General features: G+C 48.5%; 16 protein-coding genes. 7 read left to right on the plus strand and 9 right to left on the minus strand.

Annotation, left to right across the window (positions count from 1 at the left end; translation table 11 throughout):
• Window positions 1-35: 35 nt before the first annotated feature.
• A complete protein-coding gene (gene arsC, locus K0H59_RS08620; protein WP_220055253.1) occupies window positions 36-386 on the minus strand; it encodes an arsenate reductase (glutaredoxin) in 351 nt (116 codons plus the stop codon).
• 111 nt (window positions 387-497) lie between these two features.
• On the minus strand, window positions 498-1,967 hold the full coding sequence (locus tag K0H59_RS08625) for a M48 family metalloprotease (protein ID WP_011716680.1): 1,470 nt from the start codon (window positions 1,965-1,967) through the stop codon (window positions 498-500).
• Window positions 1,968-2,078: 111 nt separating this feature from the next.
• Here K0H59_RS08625 and K0H59_RS08630 point away from each other — a divergent pair, with 111 nt between their 5' ends.
• On the plus strand, window positions 2,079-2,312 hold the full coding sequence (locus K0H59_RS08630; protein ID WP_011716681.1) for a sulfurtransferase TusA family protein: 234 nt from the start codon (window positions 2,079-2,081) through the stop codon (window positions 2,310-2,312).
• A gap of 208 nt (window positions 2,313-2,520) precedes the next feature.
• Window positions 2,521-3,621: an AI-2E family transporter gene (locus tag K0H59_RS08635; protein ID WP_011716682.1), complete on the plus strand. Its 1,101-nt coding sequence runs from the start codon at window positions 2,521-2,523 to the stop codon at window positions 3,619-3,621.
• 114 nt (window positions 3,622-3,735) lie between these two features.
• On the opposite strand, the gene K0H59_RS08640 is transcribed toward K0H59_RS08635, so the two are convergent.
• The gene (locus K0H59_RS08640) at window positions 3,736-4,653 is read right to left on the minus strand and encodes a LysR family transcriptional regulator ArgP (protein WP_208662360.1); all 918 of its coding nucleotides are present in this window, start codon (window positions 4,651-4,653) and stop codon (window positions 3,736-3,738) included.
• Window positions 4,654-4,765: 112 nt separating this feature from the next.
• Between K0H59_RS08640 and K0H59_RS08645 the strand changes: the two genes are divergently transcribed.
• Window positions 4,766-5,380, plus strand: a complete 615-nt coding sequence (locus tag K0H59_RS08645; RefSeq protein ID WP_088211405.1) for a LysE/ArgO family amino acid transporter — start codon at window positions 4,766-4,768, stop codon at window positions 5,378-5,380.
• Window positions 5,381-5,560: 180 nt separating this feature from the next.
• Here K0H59_RS08645 and bcp read toward each other — a convergent pair whose 3' ends face one another.
• A complete protein-coding gene (gene bcp, locus K0H59_RS08650) occupies window positions 5,561-6,028 on the minus strand; it encodes a thioredoxin-dependent thiol peroxidase (protein WP_220055254.1) in 468 nt (155 codons plus the stop codon).
• A 3-nt stretch (window positions 6,029-6,031) separates the two neighbouring features.
• Window positions 6,032-6,583 carry a glycine cleavage system protein R gene (locus K0H59_RS08655; protein ID WP_011716686.1) on the minus strand — a complete coding sequence of 184 codons (552 nt, stop codon included), beginning with the start codon at window positions 6,581-6,583 and terminating at the stop codon, window positions 6,032-6,034.
• 172 nt (window positions 6,584-6,755) lie between these two features.
• On the opposite strand from K0H59_RS08655, the gene dapA reads away from it, so the two are divergent.
• From dapA to K0H59_RS08675, 4 genes are all read left to right on the plus strand, one after another.
• Window positions 6,756-7,640: a 4-hydroxy-tetrahydrodipicolinate synthase gene (gene dapA / locus K0H59_RS08660; protein WP_011716687.1), complete on the plus strand. Its 885-nt coding sequence runs from the start codon at window positions 6,756-6,758 to the stop codon at window positions 7,638-7,640.
• A 3-nt stretch (window positions 7,641-7,643) separates the two neighbouring features.
• Window positions 7,644-8,741, plus strand: coding sequence for an outer membrane protein assembly factor BamC (bamC, locus tag K0H59_RS08665; RefSeq protein ID WP_220055255.1), 1,098 nt, complete (start codon window positions 7,644-7,646; stop codon window positions 8,739-8,741).
• Window positions 8,742-9,111: 370 nt separating this feature from the next.
• A complete protein-coding gene (locus K0H59_RS08670; RefSeq protein WP_220055256.1) occupies window positions 9,112-10,194 on the plus strand; it encodes an efflux RND transporter periplasmic adaptor subunit in 1,083 nt (360 codons plus the stop codon).
• A complete protein-coding gene (locus tag K0H59_RS08675; protein WP_011626494.1) occupies window positions 10,191-13,286 on the plus strand; it encodes an efflux RND transporter permease subunit in 3,096 nt (1,031 codons plus the stop codon). The genes K0H59_RS08670 and K0H59_RS08675 overlap by 4 nt, the downstream gene beginning before the upstream one ends.
• Before the next feature lie 68 nt (window positions 13,287-13,354).
• Here the strand turns inward: K0H59_RS08675 and K0H59_RS08680 are convergent, their stop codons facing one another.
• The 4 genes from K0H59_RS08680 to K0H59_RS08695 all read right to left on the minus strand — a co-directional run bounded on the left by K0H59_RS08680 (window position 13,355) and on the right by K0H59_RS08695 (window position 15,686).
• Window positions 13,355-13,786 carry a GNAT family N-acetyltransferase gene (locus tag K0H59_RS08680; protein WP_408733572.1) on the minus strand — a complete coding sequence of 144 codons (432 nt, stop codon included), beginning with the start codon at window positions 13,784-13,786 and terminating at the stop codon, window positions 13,355-13,357.
• Window positions 13,787-13,820: 34 nt separating this feature from the next.
• Window positions 13,821-14,177, minus strand: coding sequence for a hypothetical protein (locus tag K0H59_RS08685; RefSeq protein WP_220055258.1), 357 nt, complete (start codon window positions 14,175-14,177; stop codon window positions 13,821-13,823).
• A gap of 219 nt (window positions 14,178-14,396) precedes the next feature.
• Window positions 14,397-15,152 carry a sulfite exporter TauE/SafE family protein gene (locus tag K0H59_RS08690; protein WP_220055259.1) on the minus strand — a complete coding sequence of 252 codons (756 nt, stop codon included), beginning with the start codon at window positions 15,150-15,152 and terminating at the stop codon, window positions 14,397-14,399.
• 222 nt (window positions 15,153-15,374) lie between these two features.
• Window positions 15,375-15,686, minus strand: coding sequence for a hypothetical protein (locus K0H59_RS08695; protein WP_011716694.1), 312 nt, complete (start codon window positions 15,684-15,686; stop codon window positions 15,375-15,377).
• Between the last annotated feature and the right edge of the window lie 33 nt (window positions 15,687-15,719).

Raw genomic sequence — 15,719 nt, forward strand, 5'->3', positions numbered from 1 at the left:
TTAATCGCATCGAATGATGGTGAAATGGCCGAAGATTAGAGAATGTTCAGTACATTTTCCGGTGGACGACCAATGGCTGCCTGTTGATTGGCCAGTACTATTGGGCGTTCAATCAATTTTGGCGTCTTGACCATGGCATCGATAAGTTGCTCTTCGGTTAATGCCGGATTGGCGAGTCCCAGTGCTTGATACTCGTCTTCCTTAGTGCGCATTAACTCACGGGCGCTAAGTTTGAGAGTGGCTAAAATCCCACGGATGTCAGCGGCGTTTGGAGGATTCTTGAGGTATTCCACTACTGTGATATCACAGCCTTGCTGCTCGAGTAGGGCTAAGGTTTCGCGGCTCTTTGAACAACGTGGGTTATGGTAAATCGTTGCTTGGGTCATAGTACTTATGCTCAATCGGCTAAAACAATGGCGCGGATGATAGCAGAAAAAACAGCGCCCCGTCAGGGTGTTCGGGGCGCGATTATAAGGGATAAAGATAAAATGGCTATTTTACTTCAGGGCATCCATCTCTTTATCCGCTTGTTTAAATTGGCGGATACGTGCTTCGATTCGTGCCAGCTGTAAGGGATTACCTTCCGAAGCGCGGTAGGCAAAGTTCAGCTGATCAATTGCCCCCTTATAGTTAGCACCTAGCGCCATTAACTCAGCATTGGAAAAATACTCCATGCCCTGATTGCCCAATTTTTTATAGGCAAGATTGAGCAGTTGATAGGGCAGTTGATTTTGCTTGTCGAGGAAAATCATGTCTTCCAGCAGTGGGATAGCTTTCGCTGGCTCACCGGCCTCAATATAGATATTGGCTAAGTTCGCGTTAATCACCTGCGATGTGGGTTTCATCTTACGCTGGGCTTCGAGTAACTTAGTCGCCTGAGCAAAATCCTTACGCTCGTTGAGTAAATCCGTCTTGGTATCGATATAAAACAAGTTGTTATCATCGATTTTTAACAACTCATCGATAATCTTTTCGGACTCATCAAATTTCTTCAATCTAAACAGCGCTAAGGCTTTGCCGTAGAGGGCGGCCTCTTTAAAGCCGTAGGTTTGCTTATTGAGCTGCTTTTCAAACATGCTCAATACCGCATCGTCGCTGTAACTGGAAAAACGCACCTGAATACGGGCTTTGGCGAGCTGGAAGTTGAGATTATCCGGCACATAGCGGTGTGGATACTGGTGGGCGCGATCGCGCGCCTCGGAGATCCGTGACTCGGGTAATGGGTGAGTCAGCAACATTTGTGGTGGCGTGGTGGTAAAACGGTAGCGACTGGCGAGTTTACCGAAGAAATCGGCGGCCGCATTAGGGTCAAAGCCCGCATCGACCAGAATCTGCATGCCGATCCGATCGGCTTCTTTTTCATGCAGACGGGTATAGTTGATCTTCGATTGGGTCGCCATGGCTTGAGTGGTTGCCAGTGCGGCCATCCCCGCCTGAGGCACGGCGATGGTTAATAAAATCGCCCCCAGTAGGCCTGCAACGGTCGCTGGACCACTTTTTTGCTGTGCTTCGAGGGAGCGTGCCAAGTGACGTTGGGTCACGTGGGTAATTTCGTGGCCGAGCACTGAGGCCAGCTCACTTTCGTTATCGGCGTTAAGGAATAGCCCTGTGTGTACTGCAACGTGGCCGCCGAAGAAGGCGAAGGCGTTGATCTCATCGTTTTGCAGTAAGAAGAAATAAAAGGGCGTTTTGACTCCCGTGGCGTGGGCGACCAATTTATTGCCCAGTTCAGTCAAATATTGGCTCAATACCGGATCGTTCAGCATCGGCGCCGATGAGCGAATAACGCGCATATAAGCATCGCCATAGACCATTTCTTTTTCTAGGCTGAAGGTATTGACGGCGGCGGTGCCCAAGTCGGGCAAGTCGTTGTTGGCAAAACTCTTTGCGGCTCCACCGAGTAACATTAATGAAAGCACACTCGCCGCAAGGGGTTTACATCGGGTCAAAAACGTCAAATTACGCAAGTGGATCCTTTATCTCTTTTAATTGTCTCAACTAAGGCGAGGGAGCCCTTAGCTTGTAGTTTGAGTTGCAACTTAGGATAATAGCCCAAGTTCATTCATAGCAAGTTCATTATGATTTTTATTGATTTAACATCATTTCGCTGCCCCGTTCCCTTGGTTAAGGTCAAACTTGCATTGAAGTCCGTGTCTGCTGGCGACAGCTTACATATCCTACTCTCAGACCCAGGTTCCCGCCGAGATGTTCCCGCGTTTTTTAAAAAACAGGGTCATAGCGTCGTGACATTGCAAGATGACGCCAGCCAATTAGGATTATTAATCACAAAAGTTGATTTATCGCAGGGCTAAGCACGCACAAAGCATGATTCAATGCCGCAGTAAAAATGGCCAGTTAGCATCGCTGGTTGCAACTTCACCTTTGTGTGTCGGTCATAGGTAGCAGTTAACTGATTTTCAAGCATATACACAGTAAAACGGATGCGATAAGGTTAACCACCAAAGCATAAGCATCTTTCCTGCGTTTTCGGAAAGCCAATCACCTCATTGGAACGAATTCATGTTTAGTTTTTTCTCTCGTTGGTATCAAGAGCGCTTTAGCGATCCTCAGGCGGTGACGTTGCTCGCCATTCTCGTCGGTCTTGCCCTAGTGTTGTATTTTGCGGGTGGCTTATTAGCGCCGTTACTCGTGGCGTTAGTGCTGGCCTTTTTGCTCGAATGGCCCGTGGCGCAAATGCTGAAATTGGGGATTAATCGCACGACGGGCGCTTCCTTAGTACTCGTGCTGTTTTTAGGGATAGTGGTGCTGCTGACCTTTGGCCTTATCCCGAGCGTGTGGCGCCAAGGCGTGAGCTTGATGACAGATTTGCCGAGTATGATCGACAAAGGCTTACAAACCTTGCAGGGATTAGCGACCCAGTATCCGCAGTTTGTCAGCTCTGAGCAGCTCAATTTAATGGTCGCCGAGCTTAAAAAACTGCTCGATACCCAGCATCTGCTCGATATTGCCAAGCAACTGATAGGTTATTCGGCCTCGTTATTGGTGCTGATGGTGTACGCCATTTTAGTGCCCTTATTAGTGTTCTTCTTTCTGAAAGATAAAGACCAACTGATCAGTGGCAGCAAACGTTTTTTCCCTACTAATCGACAATTAGCCCGCAAGGTGTGGTTCGAAATGCACCAGCAGATCTTCAACTATATCCGCGGCAAAGTGATTGAGATTGTGATTGTCGGAGTAGCGAGCTACATCTTCTTTGCCTTTATGGGGCTGAGATACTCGGCTTTACTCGGGGTGTTGACTGGTTTGTCGGTGCTCATTCCCTATGTGGGCGCGACCTTAGTCACTTTACCTATCATGTTGGTGGCCTTCTTCCAGTGGGGCTTTAGCTCCGAGTTTGGCTATTTGATGTTAGGTTACGGCATTATTCAGGCGTTAGATGGCAACGTGCTGGTGCCTATCTTGTTTTCCGATGCAGTGGATTTACACCCCGTCATCATTATCGCCGCCGTGTTGGTGTTTGGTGGTTTATGGGGCGTTTGGGGCGTGTTCTTTGCCATTCCATTAGCCTCCTTGGTGAAAGCGGTGATCAATGCTTGGCCGAAAACCGAGATTGAACCCGTGGCGATAACGCAGGTGAAGGCGGATTCGGCAGAAGCCTAAGCCGCTGGCAGTAGATAAAAACTATTAGAAAACAAAACTGAGCCTGAGTGCTCAGTTTTTTTATCCGCTAACTATTTGTGCTAACAATTGTTTTACTCACTCTTGCTGTACTCATCATTGCTGCAATAGATGCTGTGCGGTGGCGGCAAGGGCGCGATACACCAAGGTCGTTTGCTTGGCCTTTATATTCCAATGTTGCCAATATAGGGGCACTCGAATGCGTTTTTCTGGGGTGAGTTCAATCAATATGCCTTTGTCTATCAAAGGTTTTGCCTGTAAGTGTCCCACTAAACCATAACCCAGACTTAAGTTAATCGCCTCTAAAAAACTCTCCGATGAGGGAATGCTGTGTTGCCACCATTGGCCTGGCAACATTTGAAAATACTGGGCGAGGTACTTTTCATGCATTTTATCTTTGGTTGAAAACACTACGGCCGGGGCTTTCGCGAGCTGCGCTTGGGTAATTTGAGCGCCGACATCTTCGCTATTTTCTACCCATTGAAAATAACGCGCCGCAAATGCTGGGGTGGCGACACACATATATTCCATGGTTCCTAAAAACTCACTGCTACAACCGGCCATGGGGTTAGCCGTTGTGGTCACACAACCGACGGCCTCACCGTTTTTCAATAGGTGATGGGTATAGGACTCATCATCGACAATCAATTCCAGCAGCCAAGCATGGCGGCTGAACATATCGGCCAAGGCGGGCAAAAACCATGTGGCTAAACTGTCGGCATTGACGGCAATTCGCACCGTCGTGGGATGGTTTGGGTCATCGGCATCTAACTCGGCTCTCAACTCGCTCTCGAGTAGTTGCACCTGTGAATAGTGGCGCAATAAACGTTTACCCGTAGGAGTTGCCACCACGGGCGTTGAGCGGATTAGTAAGGATTGGCCGACTCGTTCTTCTAATTGCCTGACGCGCTGTGACACCGCCGATTGCGTAATATGCAACACCTTGGCGGCGCGCTCGAAACCACCTTCGGAGACGACGACCGCAAGCGCTTTAAGATTGGCGTATTCCAACATGATTGCCGTCCTTAAGATTATTAATTTTACTTATGATACATAAAAAACATTAGTTATATTAATTTTGTTGTTTTGTCTATGCTAGCGCCTTCTTCAGACATGAGAGGTAGGTATGCAAACGGCGTTTATACAAGGTATGGGCATTGGTGGTAGTTTGATTATTGCCGTAGGGGCGCAAAATGCCTTTGTGCTAAAGCAGGGGATTAAGCGAGCTTATCCTTTGCCGATTGCGCTGCTTTGTTCAATCATCGATGCCTTAATGATCACTGCGGGTGTGGCGGGGCTTGGGCACATTATCGAAGCCTTCCCGACTATCAAACATGTGGCCAGTTTTGGTGGTGCCGCTTTTTTGATTTGGTACGGAGCCAATGCACTTAAGGCCTCGTTTGTCGCTAAAGGGATGGAGATGGGCAATGCGCAAAATGCCGATACTTTGCGTAAGGCCATGCTGACCACGCTTGGGATCAGCCTGCTCAATCCACACCTTTATTTAGATACAGTCGTGCTGCTGGGGAGTATTAGTACTCAGTTCGAAGATGCCCATCGTCCTTGGTTTGGTGCGGGTGCGGTACTGGCTTCGTTTATTTGGTTCTTTAGCTTAAGTTTTGGTGCGCGTTTATTAGCGCCGATATTTAGTCGCCCAGCGGCGTGGCGATATTTAGACCGCTTTATTTGGTTGACCATGTGGAGCATCGCCGCGGCCATTATGTGGCCTTATCTGGCATAATTTGGGGTGATTAAGCTGCATCCGCTTGAATTTATTGTGCAAATCAGGTTGATTTTTAGACGCAAGCTGAAAATTTTTCATGAAAAAAGGCCCTGATAAAGGGCCTTTTTGCGTTCAACTGCTAATTTTTTGTACGCTGTGTTGAGCCGAGAGGCATTAATACGGCACTAAAATGCGCAATTAACCGGCAATTTGCGCCAGCACGACTTGGTGATGATTGCTGGTTTTAAACTTATCGAACACGTGGGCAATGGTGCCGTCGGTATTGATGAGGAAGCTCAATCTATGGATACCGTCGTAGATTTTGCCCATAAACTTCTTTTCACCCCACACGCCAAAGGCATCGGCCACGCTGTGGTCTTCATCGCTGAGCAGGGTAAAGTTAAGCGACTGTTTTTCCGCAAACTTAGCTAATTTGGCCACGGGATCTGGGCTAATGCCAAGCACGGTCACTTTGTGGCTGTCCAGTTCAGCTTTGCTGTCACGTAAACCACAGGCTTGCACTGTGCAGCCTGGGGTTGAAGCCTTAGGGTAAAAGTAGACTAAAACCGGGCCGCGCGTTAAGCATTCTTGTAGGGAAACAGCATTACCCTGTTGATCTTGAAGGGTAAATAGCGGCGCTTTCGCGCCAGCGGTTAATGTGTTCATCAATTATCCTCTATCGCTTCTTGAGGTGGTGCCTTCCATGCGTCTAATGGTGCAATCCAGTGCCATTTCTTCAGAGAGTTGATAGATACTCTTTTCGAGCTTTTCTAGTTCAACTTTTTCAGGAATATTGATGGTCAACGAAATCGTCTGGGTTTGCTCACCGTTGTCGAGTTCTTCAGAGAAAGAGCGTACTGCGGCTAAGTCTAAGGAACGGTCGGCGAGAAACTGGGTGATAAGCTTCATGGTGCCGCGTTGATCCTTACCGGTAAAGCGCACTTCAAGGCGTGAAAGGTAGTTTTGCGGCGTATGTTTAGAGGTGCGCTTCATCACTGTCATCAGTTCTAATTCAACACTGAGACTCGGGAGCAGGCTTTCAATTTTCGTTATGGATGCCCACGAACCTGACAACATCATGATTAAGGTAAATTCGTTACCAAATAATGCCATACGGCTGTCGACGATATCGCAGTCACAGTCGCTGGCAAGCCGAGCTAGTTTACTTACGAGTCCAGGACGGTCTACGCCCATTGCGGTTACGACCAGGAAATTGGTCATGAATTGTCCTCACTTTTTCGATATCATAGAGCGAAAACTCGAGACTGAGTGCCGAGTTTTTGTGCGGGATGTAATGCTACCATAACTAATTCAATTTGAGAGCCCCGTTAGTGCTTGTCATTAATGGTTGGCATCAGTACCATAGCGAATCCTGAAATTTTGGGGAAGTCAGATGATAAACGGAAGCATCGTAGCCTTAATCACGCCAATGAACAGTGATGGCTCAGTAGATTTTGCAAGTCTTGAAAGGTTAGTCGAATTCCATATTGACCAAGGCACAGACGCCATCGTCGCCGTGGGCACTACCGGCGAGTCAGCGACTCTGCCAATGAATGAGCACGTTACTGTGGTCGCGCAAACGGTTAAGTTTGCCGCAGGCCGTATTCCTGTGATTGGTGGCAATGGCGCGAATGCGACATCTGAAGCTATCGAACTCACCAAGTCTTTATCTAAAGTAGGGGTTGCCGCCATGTTAGGCGTGACACCTTACTACAATAAACCCACGCCAAAGGGCTTAGTCGCGCACTATAAAGCGGTCGCGGCGAGCACAGATATTCCGCAAATTCTCTATAACGTTCCAGGACGCACCGCCGTCGACATGAAGCCCGAAACCGTGGCTGAATTGGTCGCTGTGAGCAATATTATTGGCGTTAAAGAAGCCACGGGTGATGTCTCACGCGTACAGCGTTTACGTGAGCTTTGCGGTAATGACTTTATGTTGTACAGCGGCGATGACGCAACGGCGAGGGAGTTTTTACTCCTTGGCGGTAATGGCGTGATTTCGGTTGCTAACAACATAGTGCCAAAAGCATTCAAAGCCATGTGTGACGCAGCACTGGCGGGTAATGCCGAATTAGCGGCGAGCATCGATGAGCCGCTGCGTGGTCTGTATAGCACACTGTTCTGTGAAGCGAACCCAATTCCTGTGAAGTGGGCCGCCCACCGTATGGGACTGATTGAGTGTGGCCATATTCGTTTACCTTTGACTGAACTTTCTGAGCAATGTCATGGTCTGTTGTTAGATGCAATGACTCGCGCCCAGATAGAGGTTAAATAATTAATGTTAAAGAAAGTCACCCCACTGTTCCTAGTTGCTGCCGTTGCAGCTTGTAGCTCGCCATTAGAGCGTCGCCAAGCAAACGGCGGTGAAGACTATGTGCAGGCCGAGCAAGCGCCAATGCTGAAGATCCCCGAGGGATTAAAAGCACCGCCATACAATAAAGAATTTGAAGTGCCTAACTTAGGGCCGAAGGCGAATTCCGCGCTGGTTGGTAAAAACCTCGATATCCGTCCTCCACTGCAAGTACTGCCAATGGCAGAAGGTACGCACGTGGAAGAGGGCAGCGATAACATTAAGATCGTGGTTGAATCAATTGATAACAGCGTCGATCTTAAGCAAGAGATCTTCACTAACTTAGATGGTTTCTTTGCTAAGCAAGGCATTAGCATCCGCAACCGTGATTTCGATAAAGGTACTATCGAAACCGATTGGATTGAAAACACGGAAGTATTGGAGTCTAGCCTCTGGGGTTCGGATAAAGAGTATCTGCTGCGTCAACGTTATCGCTTCGACGTCGAAACTCGTCCACACGGCCGTACCGCCAATATCGTTATTCACTTGGTTGAGCACCAAGAGTTTTACGACGGTAAAGAGCAAGATGTCCTGTTAAGCAGCGAAGATAAACAGCGTTACACCATCGACATGCTAAACAGCTCTATCGCTTATATGAGTGTGAAGCGCGAGCAAGCGATTCAAGCGAATCGTTTGAAGCAGACCTTAGGGATCAATGTGGATTTAGTGACGCCTGAAGAAGGGGCTGCTTACTGGTCCGCGAAAGCGCCATACAAACAAGTGTGGGAACGTCTGCGTATTGTGCTGCCAGAAATGGGCTTTGAAATTGCCGATATGGACAGCGCCAAGGGTTTATACTTCATTAAGTTTACCGACAACTCTGGTTTCTGGAGTTCGTTGTGGAACGACAAGCAATTGGCCTTGAAGGAAGGCAGTTACCGCATACTGCTTGAAGACGGTGATAGCCCAGAGGAAACCAAAATCCTGCTGCGCGACGGTGAAGACCAACCACTGTCAAATGACGTCGTGACCAATGTGTACCAGTCGTTGTCTAGCCTGATGAAAGAAGAGCGCAAACTGCGTTAATTCTATCTCAGTCAAAAAAGGGCGATTTATCGCCCTTTTTTGTGCCTGCCATTTGAGCACCGCTGTGCTCGCCCTGCGCGTTAACTATACAGAATGATGTTTCAGAATATTTCTGGCGTATATCAATATTTAAAGCATGGTTTTAGATAAACTGGTTGTAATTTTGATATTTGTTGAAGCAATTCGCTAAAAATGCCAATTATCCTACTGTATTCTTAATCCATCTTCCCCTTTCTGACTCGAATCGCCGTTTATTACATATTTTATGCAGTTGGCGTAATTTGTAAGAAAAAGTAAAACGTATTGATGCAATGATGCGAGTGGGTAAACTAGCCGTCACTAATGCGAGTCATCATCATTTGGAAGCCAGATGAAAAAAATCATAATTATCATCGCCATTTTGGCTGCGGGCTGGTTTGGATACCAAAGTATGCAACCCCAAGAGACGCAGCAAGCTAAAATTAAGCTCACCCCTAATGTGGTCATCGCGACGGCCGCCATGGCCCCAGTGCGTGACGAAGTCGAAGCCATAGGCACCAACAAGGCCTTTGAGTCTGTCACTATCACGCCGAAAGTCACCGATGTAGTTACTTCGCTCAAATTTGATGATGGTGATATCGTCAAAAAGGGCGACTTATTGGTGCAACTGCAAAATGCTGAGCAGATAGCCAAAGTGAAAGTCGCGCAGGTGAAGGTGAGCGACAACCAGCGCGAATTAGCGCGGATCAGCTCTCTGGTGACCAGCCGCACAGTGGCGGAGCTAGAGCGTGATCGTCTGCAAACCTTAATCGATACCACCCGCGCCGAGTTAGAGCAGGCGCAATCATCCCTCAATGATCGCAGCATAGTGGCGCCTTTTAATGGCCGTTTAGGCCTGCGCCAAGTGAGTGTGGGTAGCCTAGTGACTCCGGGTACTGAGATCACCACACTCGATGATATTTCTAAGATTAAATTAGACTTTTCGGTGCCTGAGCGTTTTATTCAAGACCTACAGCCTGGCAAACAAGTCGAAGCCAAAGCCGTGGCGTTTCCCGATGAAATCTTTAAAGGCAAAGTGATTTCTATCGATAGCCGCGTTAATCCAACCACTCGCGCCGTGATTGTTCGCGCCGAAATCCCAAATCCTGATTTACGTTTACTGCCAGGCATGCTGATGAAGGTGAAACTCATCAAGCGCAGCCGCGAGGCCTTAATGCTGCCTGAGTCGGCGATTATCCCGATCCAAAAAGAGCACTTTGTTTACAGCGTTAATAAGGACAATGTGATTGAGCGTAAACAAGTCACCATTGGTATTCGTACCCGCGGTTGGGTCGAAATCCTCGGTGGTTTAGAGATTGGTGAAAATGTGGTGATCCGCGGGCTACTCAAAGTGCACCCAGGCGATGTGGTCAAAACCGAATTGGCTGAAAAGTTTAGCTATCTTTCAGATGCTAATACGGAGCCAAGTGTATGATCCTGACAGATCTTTCCGTTAAACGACCGGTATTTGCCTCGGTTATTAGCCTATTGCTGGTGGCCTTTGGTTTAGTGGCATTCGATAAGTTACCGCTGCGGGAATACCCTAACATCGATCCGCCGATTGTCTCGATTGAAACCAACTATCGCGGCGCCAGTGCCGCCGTGGTCGAGAGCCGTATCACCCAGCTGATTGAAGATAGGATCAGCGGCGTCGAAGGTATTCGCCATGTGAGTTCATCGAGCAGTGATGGTCGCTCGCAGGTGACCTTAGAGTTCGATATCAGCCGCAACATTGAAGATGCGGCCAACGATGTGCGCGATAGAATTTCGGGCCTGTTAGATAACTTACCCGAAGAAGCCGATCCCCCAGAGGTGCAAAAGGCCAACGGTGGCGATGAAGTGATTATGTGGCTCAACTTAGTGTCGGATCAAATGACCACATTAGAGCTGACCGATTACACCCGTCGCTATTTATCCGACCGTCTGTCCGTGGTGGATGGGGTGTCGATGATCCGTATTGGTGGTGGCAAGGTCTACGCCATGCGCGTCTGGCTCGACAGACAAGCTCTCGCATCCAGAAGTCTCACTGTAGCCGATGTTGAAGCTGCGCTAAGGGCTGAAAACGTTGAGTTGCCCGCAGGTTCGCTCGAGTCTAAAGAACGCCACTTTACCGTGCGTTTAGAGCGTAGCTATCGCACCGCCGAGGACTTTGCTAATTTGGTGATTTCCCAAGGTGAAGATGGCTATTTAGTCAAACTTGGCGATGTGGCTAAGGTGGAAATTGGCTCGGAAGAAGAGCGCATTATGTTCCGTGGCAACAAGGAGGCCATGATTGGTCTTGGGGTGTCGAAACAGTCGACCGCTAACACCTTAGAAGTGGCCCGCGCCGTTAACGCTTTAGTCGATAAAATCAATCCTACCTTGCCCGCAGGCATGTCGATTAAACGTAGCTACGACAGCTCAGTGTTTATCGAAGCCTCGATTAAAGAGGTGTACCAAACCCTGTTCACAGCCATGGTGCTGGTGATTATCGTGATTTATCTGTTCCTTGGCAGCGTGCGCGCCATGTTAATCCCCGCGATTACTGTGCCCGTGTCTTTGCTCGGGACATTTATCGTGCTCTATGCCCTGGGTTATACCATCAACCTGTTGACGCTGCTGGCGATGATCCTCGCCATCGGTATGGTGGTAGACGATGCGATTGTGATGCTGGAAAACATTCATCGCCGTATCGAAGAAGGGGATTCACCCTTAAAGGCGGCATTTTTGGGCGCCCGTGAAGTGGCCTTTGCGGTTATCGCCACCACCTTAGTGCTAGTGGCGGTATTTATGCCGATCACTTTCCTCGAAGGGGACTTAGGTAAACTCTTTAAGGAGTTTGCGGTGGCTATGAGTGCGGCGGTGATCTTCTCCAGTATCGTGGCCTTAACCTTAAGCCCGATGATGTGTTCTAAGCTGCTTAAACCCGCATCCCAGGATTCCTGGTTAGTGCGTAAGGTCGATAGCATTATGACGGGGATTTCCCGTGGCTATCAAAGCTCGCTTGAGAAGGCGATGGCAAGACCTGTGCTGATGTCGGTATTGGTCTTGATTGCACTCGGCAGCAGCGTGCTGCTCGCCCAAAAAGTGCCGCAGGAATTTGCGCCGCAGGAGGACCGGGGTTCGTTATTTTTGATGGTGAACGGGCCGCAGGGCGCGAGTTACGAGTATATCGAATCCTACATGAACGAAGTGGAAAACCGGTTAATGCCGTTGGTGGACTCAGGCGATATTAAGCGCTTGTTGATCCGTGCTCCCCGTGGCTTTGGCCGCGCCGCCGACTTCTCTAACGGTATGGCGATTATCGTGCTCGAAGATTGGGGACAACGTCGCCCGATGAAAGAAGTGATAGGCGATATTAACAAGCGCCTTGCGGATTTAGCCGGTGTGCAAGCTTTCCCTGTGATGCGCCAAGCCTTTGGCCGTGGCGTGGGTAAACCTGTGCAGTTTGTGATTGGTGGCCCAAGCTACGAAGAATTGGCCCGCTGGCGCGATATTATGATGGAAAAGGCGGCGGAAAATCCTAAACTGCTTGGCCTTGATCACGACTATAAAGAGACCAAACCGCAGCTTAGAGTGGTCATCGACAGGGACAGGGCGGCCAGCCTTGGGGTATCGATTTCCAATATCGGCCGCACCTTGGAATCTATGCTGGGCTCGCGTTTAGTCACTACCTTTATGCGTGATGGCGAAGAGTATGATGTGATTGTGGAAGGGGAGCGCAGTAACCAAAACACCGCGGCCGATCTGCAAAATATCTATGTTCGCTCCGAACGGACTAAGGAGCTGATCCCGCTGTCGAACTTAGTCACGGTAGAAGAGTTTGCCGATGCCAGTTCCCTCAACCGTTACAATCGTATGCGGGCGATCACTATCGAAGCCAGCTTGGCGGATGGTTATAGCCTAGGTGAAGCGCTGGATTACCTCAATCAAGTGGCGCGTGCTTATCTGCCTGCGGAAGCGGTGATCAGCTACAAGGGACAATCCCTTGATTATCAAGAATCTGGCAGTTCAATGTACTTTGTGTTCCTGCTGGCGCTGGGGATTGTGTTCCTAGTATTAGCGGCGCAGTTCGAAAGCTATATTCACCCAATGGTGATCATGCTGACGGTACCGCTGGCCACGGTTGGCGCTTTGATAGGGCTGTGGTTTACGGGTCAGAGTCTCAATATCTACAGCCAGATTGGGATTATTATGCTCGTCGGTTTGGCGGCGAAAAACGGTATTCTGATCGTCGAATTTGCCAACCAGTTGCGGGATAAGGGCGTCGATTTTGACCGCGCCATTATTCAAGCCTCTTGCCAGCGTTTACGCCCGATCCTGATGACGGGGATTACCACTGCCGCGGGCGCCGTACCTCTGGTATTGGCCGCAGGTGCGGGGGCGGAAACCCGTTTCGTGATTGGTGTAGTGGTGCTTTCGGGCATTATGCTGGCGACCTTGTTCACTATCTTTGTGATCCCAACCGCCTACGGTCTCTTTGCCCGTAACAGTGGTTCACCAGAAGCCATTGCCCAGCAATTAGATAAGGAGTTGGCGCAGGATTAATCCCACGCGAACGCTTAGCCAAAATAGGCGCTTAAGTACACTTAAGCGCCTATTTTATTTGGGCGAAATCACTTTGGGGTAACGTCAAGATGTTGAATATAGCGAAAGGAGGTTTTCTCAAAGCCAATGGACTCATAGTAGGCTTGGGTCTGCTCGCGGCGCATAGAGGTGGTGACCTCAAGCTGGCGACAACCCCGCTCACTTGCTCTGTCTTTGGCAAAGTCAATCAGTTGCGTCCCCACGCCTAAACCTCGACTCGCTTCAGTCACCACTAAGGCAGTAATGCGGCAGATTTTCTGCTGCGAAGGAAAATAATCAAAAAAGATCAAACTTATCAACCCAACCACGGCTCCCTCAGACTCGGCGAGATAGATTTCATCGGATCTTTTAGGATCATCGAGATACTGCTGTAACTGCGCCTCGGTGGCACTATAACCCAGCTGCAACAGTAAGTTAGCCATGGCGTTAAGGTCGGTTATTTGTGCTTTTTTTATTAGCATTTCTCTCAATATACTCCAATGTTAAAAACGCTTATCAGTTCATGACCATTTGTTGTGTCATATAAACCTCAGCATTTATAGGCGATGCCGTTGCAGGTGTAACCGAAAAAATCAGCACCATGAAAAGATGAATGCCCTGTTTTAAGTAGGCTATTACCTCCAAGTTCATGGGCTTTAGATTGGCATTGCATAAAAACTCTTGATATGAGTTCTGTGCCAGACAAGTTGAATTCCGGCGTATTTTTTTATAGCTTTCAGAAGCTTTTACTGGTGCGAGCAGTATGCATGTTGTTGGAAGTTCATCCTCTGAAAGATACATTTTTACCGGCTCGGCTGAATATGCCGTCTGGAGAGCGAGAGCTATGATAATCATCGGTAATCGTGTTTTCATACTTTTAAATCACTAATAGTGTTGTTGTATCTGTTATTTAAACTGTCTGCCTAAAGCACTCATTTTCAACCAAGTTACGGCTAAATGAAAAGTCAGAAGGCGTAACTAATTCATAGCGTTAAATTGATTTATTATGAGAAGCTTTAAATCGACGTTCGCTAATTGTGATCACCTGAGATATGCCGCTATTACTACAGGGAACATTCTGACTCAGAAGCATTAACGCATAAAAAATCCAACACTCATGGCGAAACCGACAAGCACAATAAAACCCCGCAACAGGGATTGGGGAATGCGATAAGCCAGCGCGGCGCCAAGATAGCCGCCAATAATCGCCATAATGGCAAGCAGTAACAGATATTGCCCGTCAATCAGATTACCTAGGGCGTAAATCACCACGGCAATGGTGGTGAGTAGGGCAGAGAGTAAATTTTTAAGTCCGTTCATCCCATGTAATTGGCTTTGGCCGAGTAACCCAAAGGTGGCGAGTAAAATAATCCCTAATCCCCCGTTAAAATAACCGCCGTAAATACAGACGAGACTGAGAATCATCATTGCAGTCAGTGGCTTGACGGTATTCACACGGGGGACGCTGGCATTCGCTAAACGTTTTTTGAGTAACCAAGGTCCGGCGATAAAGGCGAGTGTGGCCAGCAAAATCAACCAAGGGACAAGATAAGCAAACACTTGCTCGCTGGTACTTAGCAGTATCGCCGCGCCGAGGCATCCGCCAGCTATCGCAATCAAACACAGGGTTTTTAGGTTAAGATTTGCTGGATATTCAATCTCTTTTCGAAAACGCCAAGCACTGGCAAGGTAGCCGGGGAGCAGAGCGGCGGTGCCCGTCGCGTTGGCCATGAGTGGTGGCACGCCCACAAACACAAGGGCAAATAAGGTGATAAAGCTGCCGCCGCCCGCCACCGCATTTAACATGCCGCCGAGTAAGCCTGCGAGGGCGATCAGTAACCAATCCATAGTGAATGCTCCGCTGCCATTGACGTGTAGAAGTTGAACGTCAATTGCCTATAAAAACATCACCTTAACAGTAAGTCACTCAGATGAAAAGCCATCAATATTGTTAAGTGGCAACAGGTTAATGGCTTTGTTATGGGGTCTGAATCGGTTTAGCTAGAAAGTCTTGGCATTAAGTGCTCAGCCTAACTCATCGAAAGTGATTAACGCCTAACTGTGATGTATTTATTCAGCATGGAAAAGTCCTGAAGCAAATATCACAGTGGCTATGGCCAAGTATTGATCGCTAAATACTTCTTCTTCCCAGCAATGTTGCCCACGCTCTTGATAGTACACATGGTAACTGGCATTCGATGGCGTAGCGACGCAGTACCAACCATCAAACGTCTGCTTGCTAAAGTTGACCCAATACTGCGCATCCGCTTGTTTTATCTGCTGTACCAGCTCCTTATCTTGCGCCAATAGCGCTGCAAGTTCGGCTGCGCTGGTGATCTTGTGCTCGGTTTTTAACTGATTGAGTAATGCTTTGAGTGTCATAATTGCGCCCTTTATCCAGAGGATTGCACACCA

Origin of the sequence: Shewanella sp. FJAT-51649 (assembly GCF_019457435.1) — a bacterium.
Classification (GTDB): Bacteria; Pseudomonadota; Gammaproteobacteria; order Enterobacterales; family Shewanellaceae; genus Shewanella; species Shewanella mangrovisoli.

Excerpts from the sequence above, each read along its gene's own strand:
- arsC (WP_220055253.1), bottom strand. The coding sequence starts at position 386 with ATGACCCAAGCAACGATTTACCATAACCCACGTTGTTCAAAGAGCCGC.
- K0H59_RS08630 (WP_011716681.1), top strand. The coding sequence starts at position 2,079 with ATGATTTTTATTGATTTAACATCATTTCGCTGCCCCGTTCCCTTGGTT.
- K0H59_RS08635 (WP_011716682.1), top strand. The coding sequence starts at position 2,521 with ATGTTTAGTTTTTTCTCTCGTTGGTATCAAGAGCGCTTTAGCGATCCT.
- K0H59_RS08640 (WP_208662360.1), bottom strand. The coding sequence starts at position 4,653 with ATGTTGGAATACGCCAATCTTAAAGCGCTTGCGGTCGTCGTCTCCGAA.
- K0H59_RS08645 (WP_088211405.1), top strand. The coding sequence starts at position 4,766 with ATGCAAACGGCGTTTATACAAGGTATGGGCATTGGTGGTAGTTTGATT.
- bcp (WP_220055254.1), bottom strand. The coding sequence starts at position 6,028 with ATGAACACATTAACCGCTGGCGCGAAAGCGCCGCTATTTACCCTTCAA.
- K0H59_RS08655 (WP_011716686.1), bottom strand. The coding sequence starts at position 6,583 with ATGACCAATTTCCTGGTCGTAACCGCAATGGGCGTAGACCGTCCTGGA.
- dapA (WP_011716687.1), top strand. The coding sequence starts at position 6,756 with ATGATAAACGGAAGCATCGTAGCCTTAATCACGCCAATGAACAGTGAT.
- bamC (WP_220055255.1), top strand. The coding sequence starts at position 7,644 with ATGTTAAAGAAAGTCACCCCACTGTTCCTAGTTGCTGCCGTTGCAGCT.
- K0H59_RS08670 (WP_220055256.1), top strand. The coding sequence starts at position 9,112 with ATGAAAAAAATCATAATTATCATCGCCATTTTGGCTGCGGGCTGGTTT.
- K0H59_RS08675 (WP_011626494.1), top strand. The coding sequence starts at position 10,191 with ATGATCCTGACAGATCTTTCCGTTAAACGACCGGTATTTGCCTCGGTT.
- K0H59_RS08680 (WP_408733572.1), bottom strand. The coding sequence starts at position 13,786 with ATGCTAATAAAAAAAGCACAAATAACCGACCTTAACGCCATGGCTAAC.
- K0H59_RS08685 (WP_220055258.1), bottom strand. The coding sequence starts at position 14,177 with ATGAAAACACGATTACCGATGATTATCATAGCTCTCGCTCTCCAGACG.
- K0H59_RS08690 (WP_220055259.1), bottom strand. The coding sequence starts at position 15,152 with ATGGATTGGTTACTGATCGCCCTCGCAGGCTTACTCGGCGGCATGTTA.
- K0H59_RS08695 (WP_011716694.1), bottom strand. The coding sequence starts at position 15,686 with ATGACACTCAAAGCATTACTCAATCAGTTAAAAACCGAGCACAAGATC.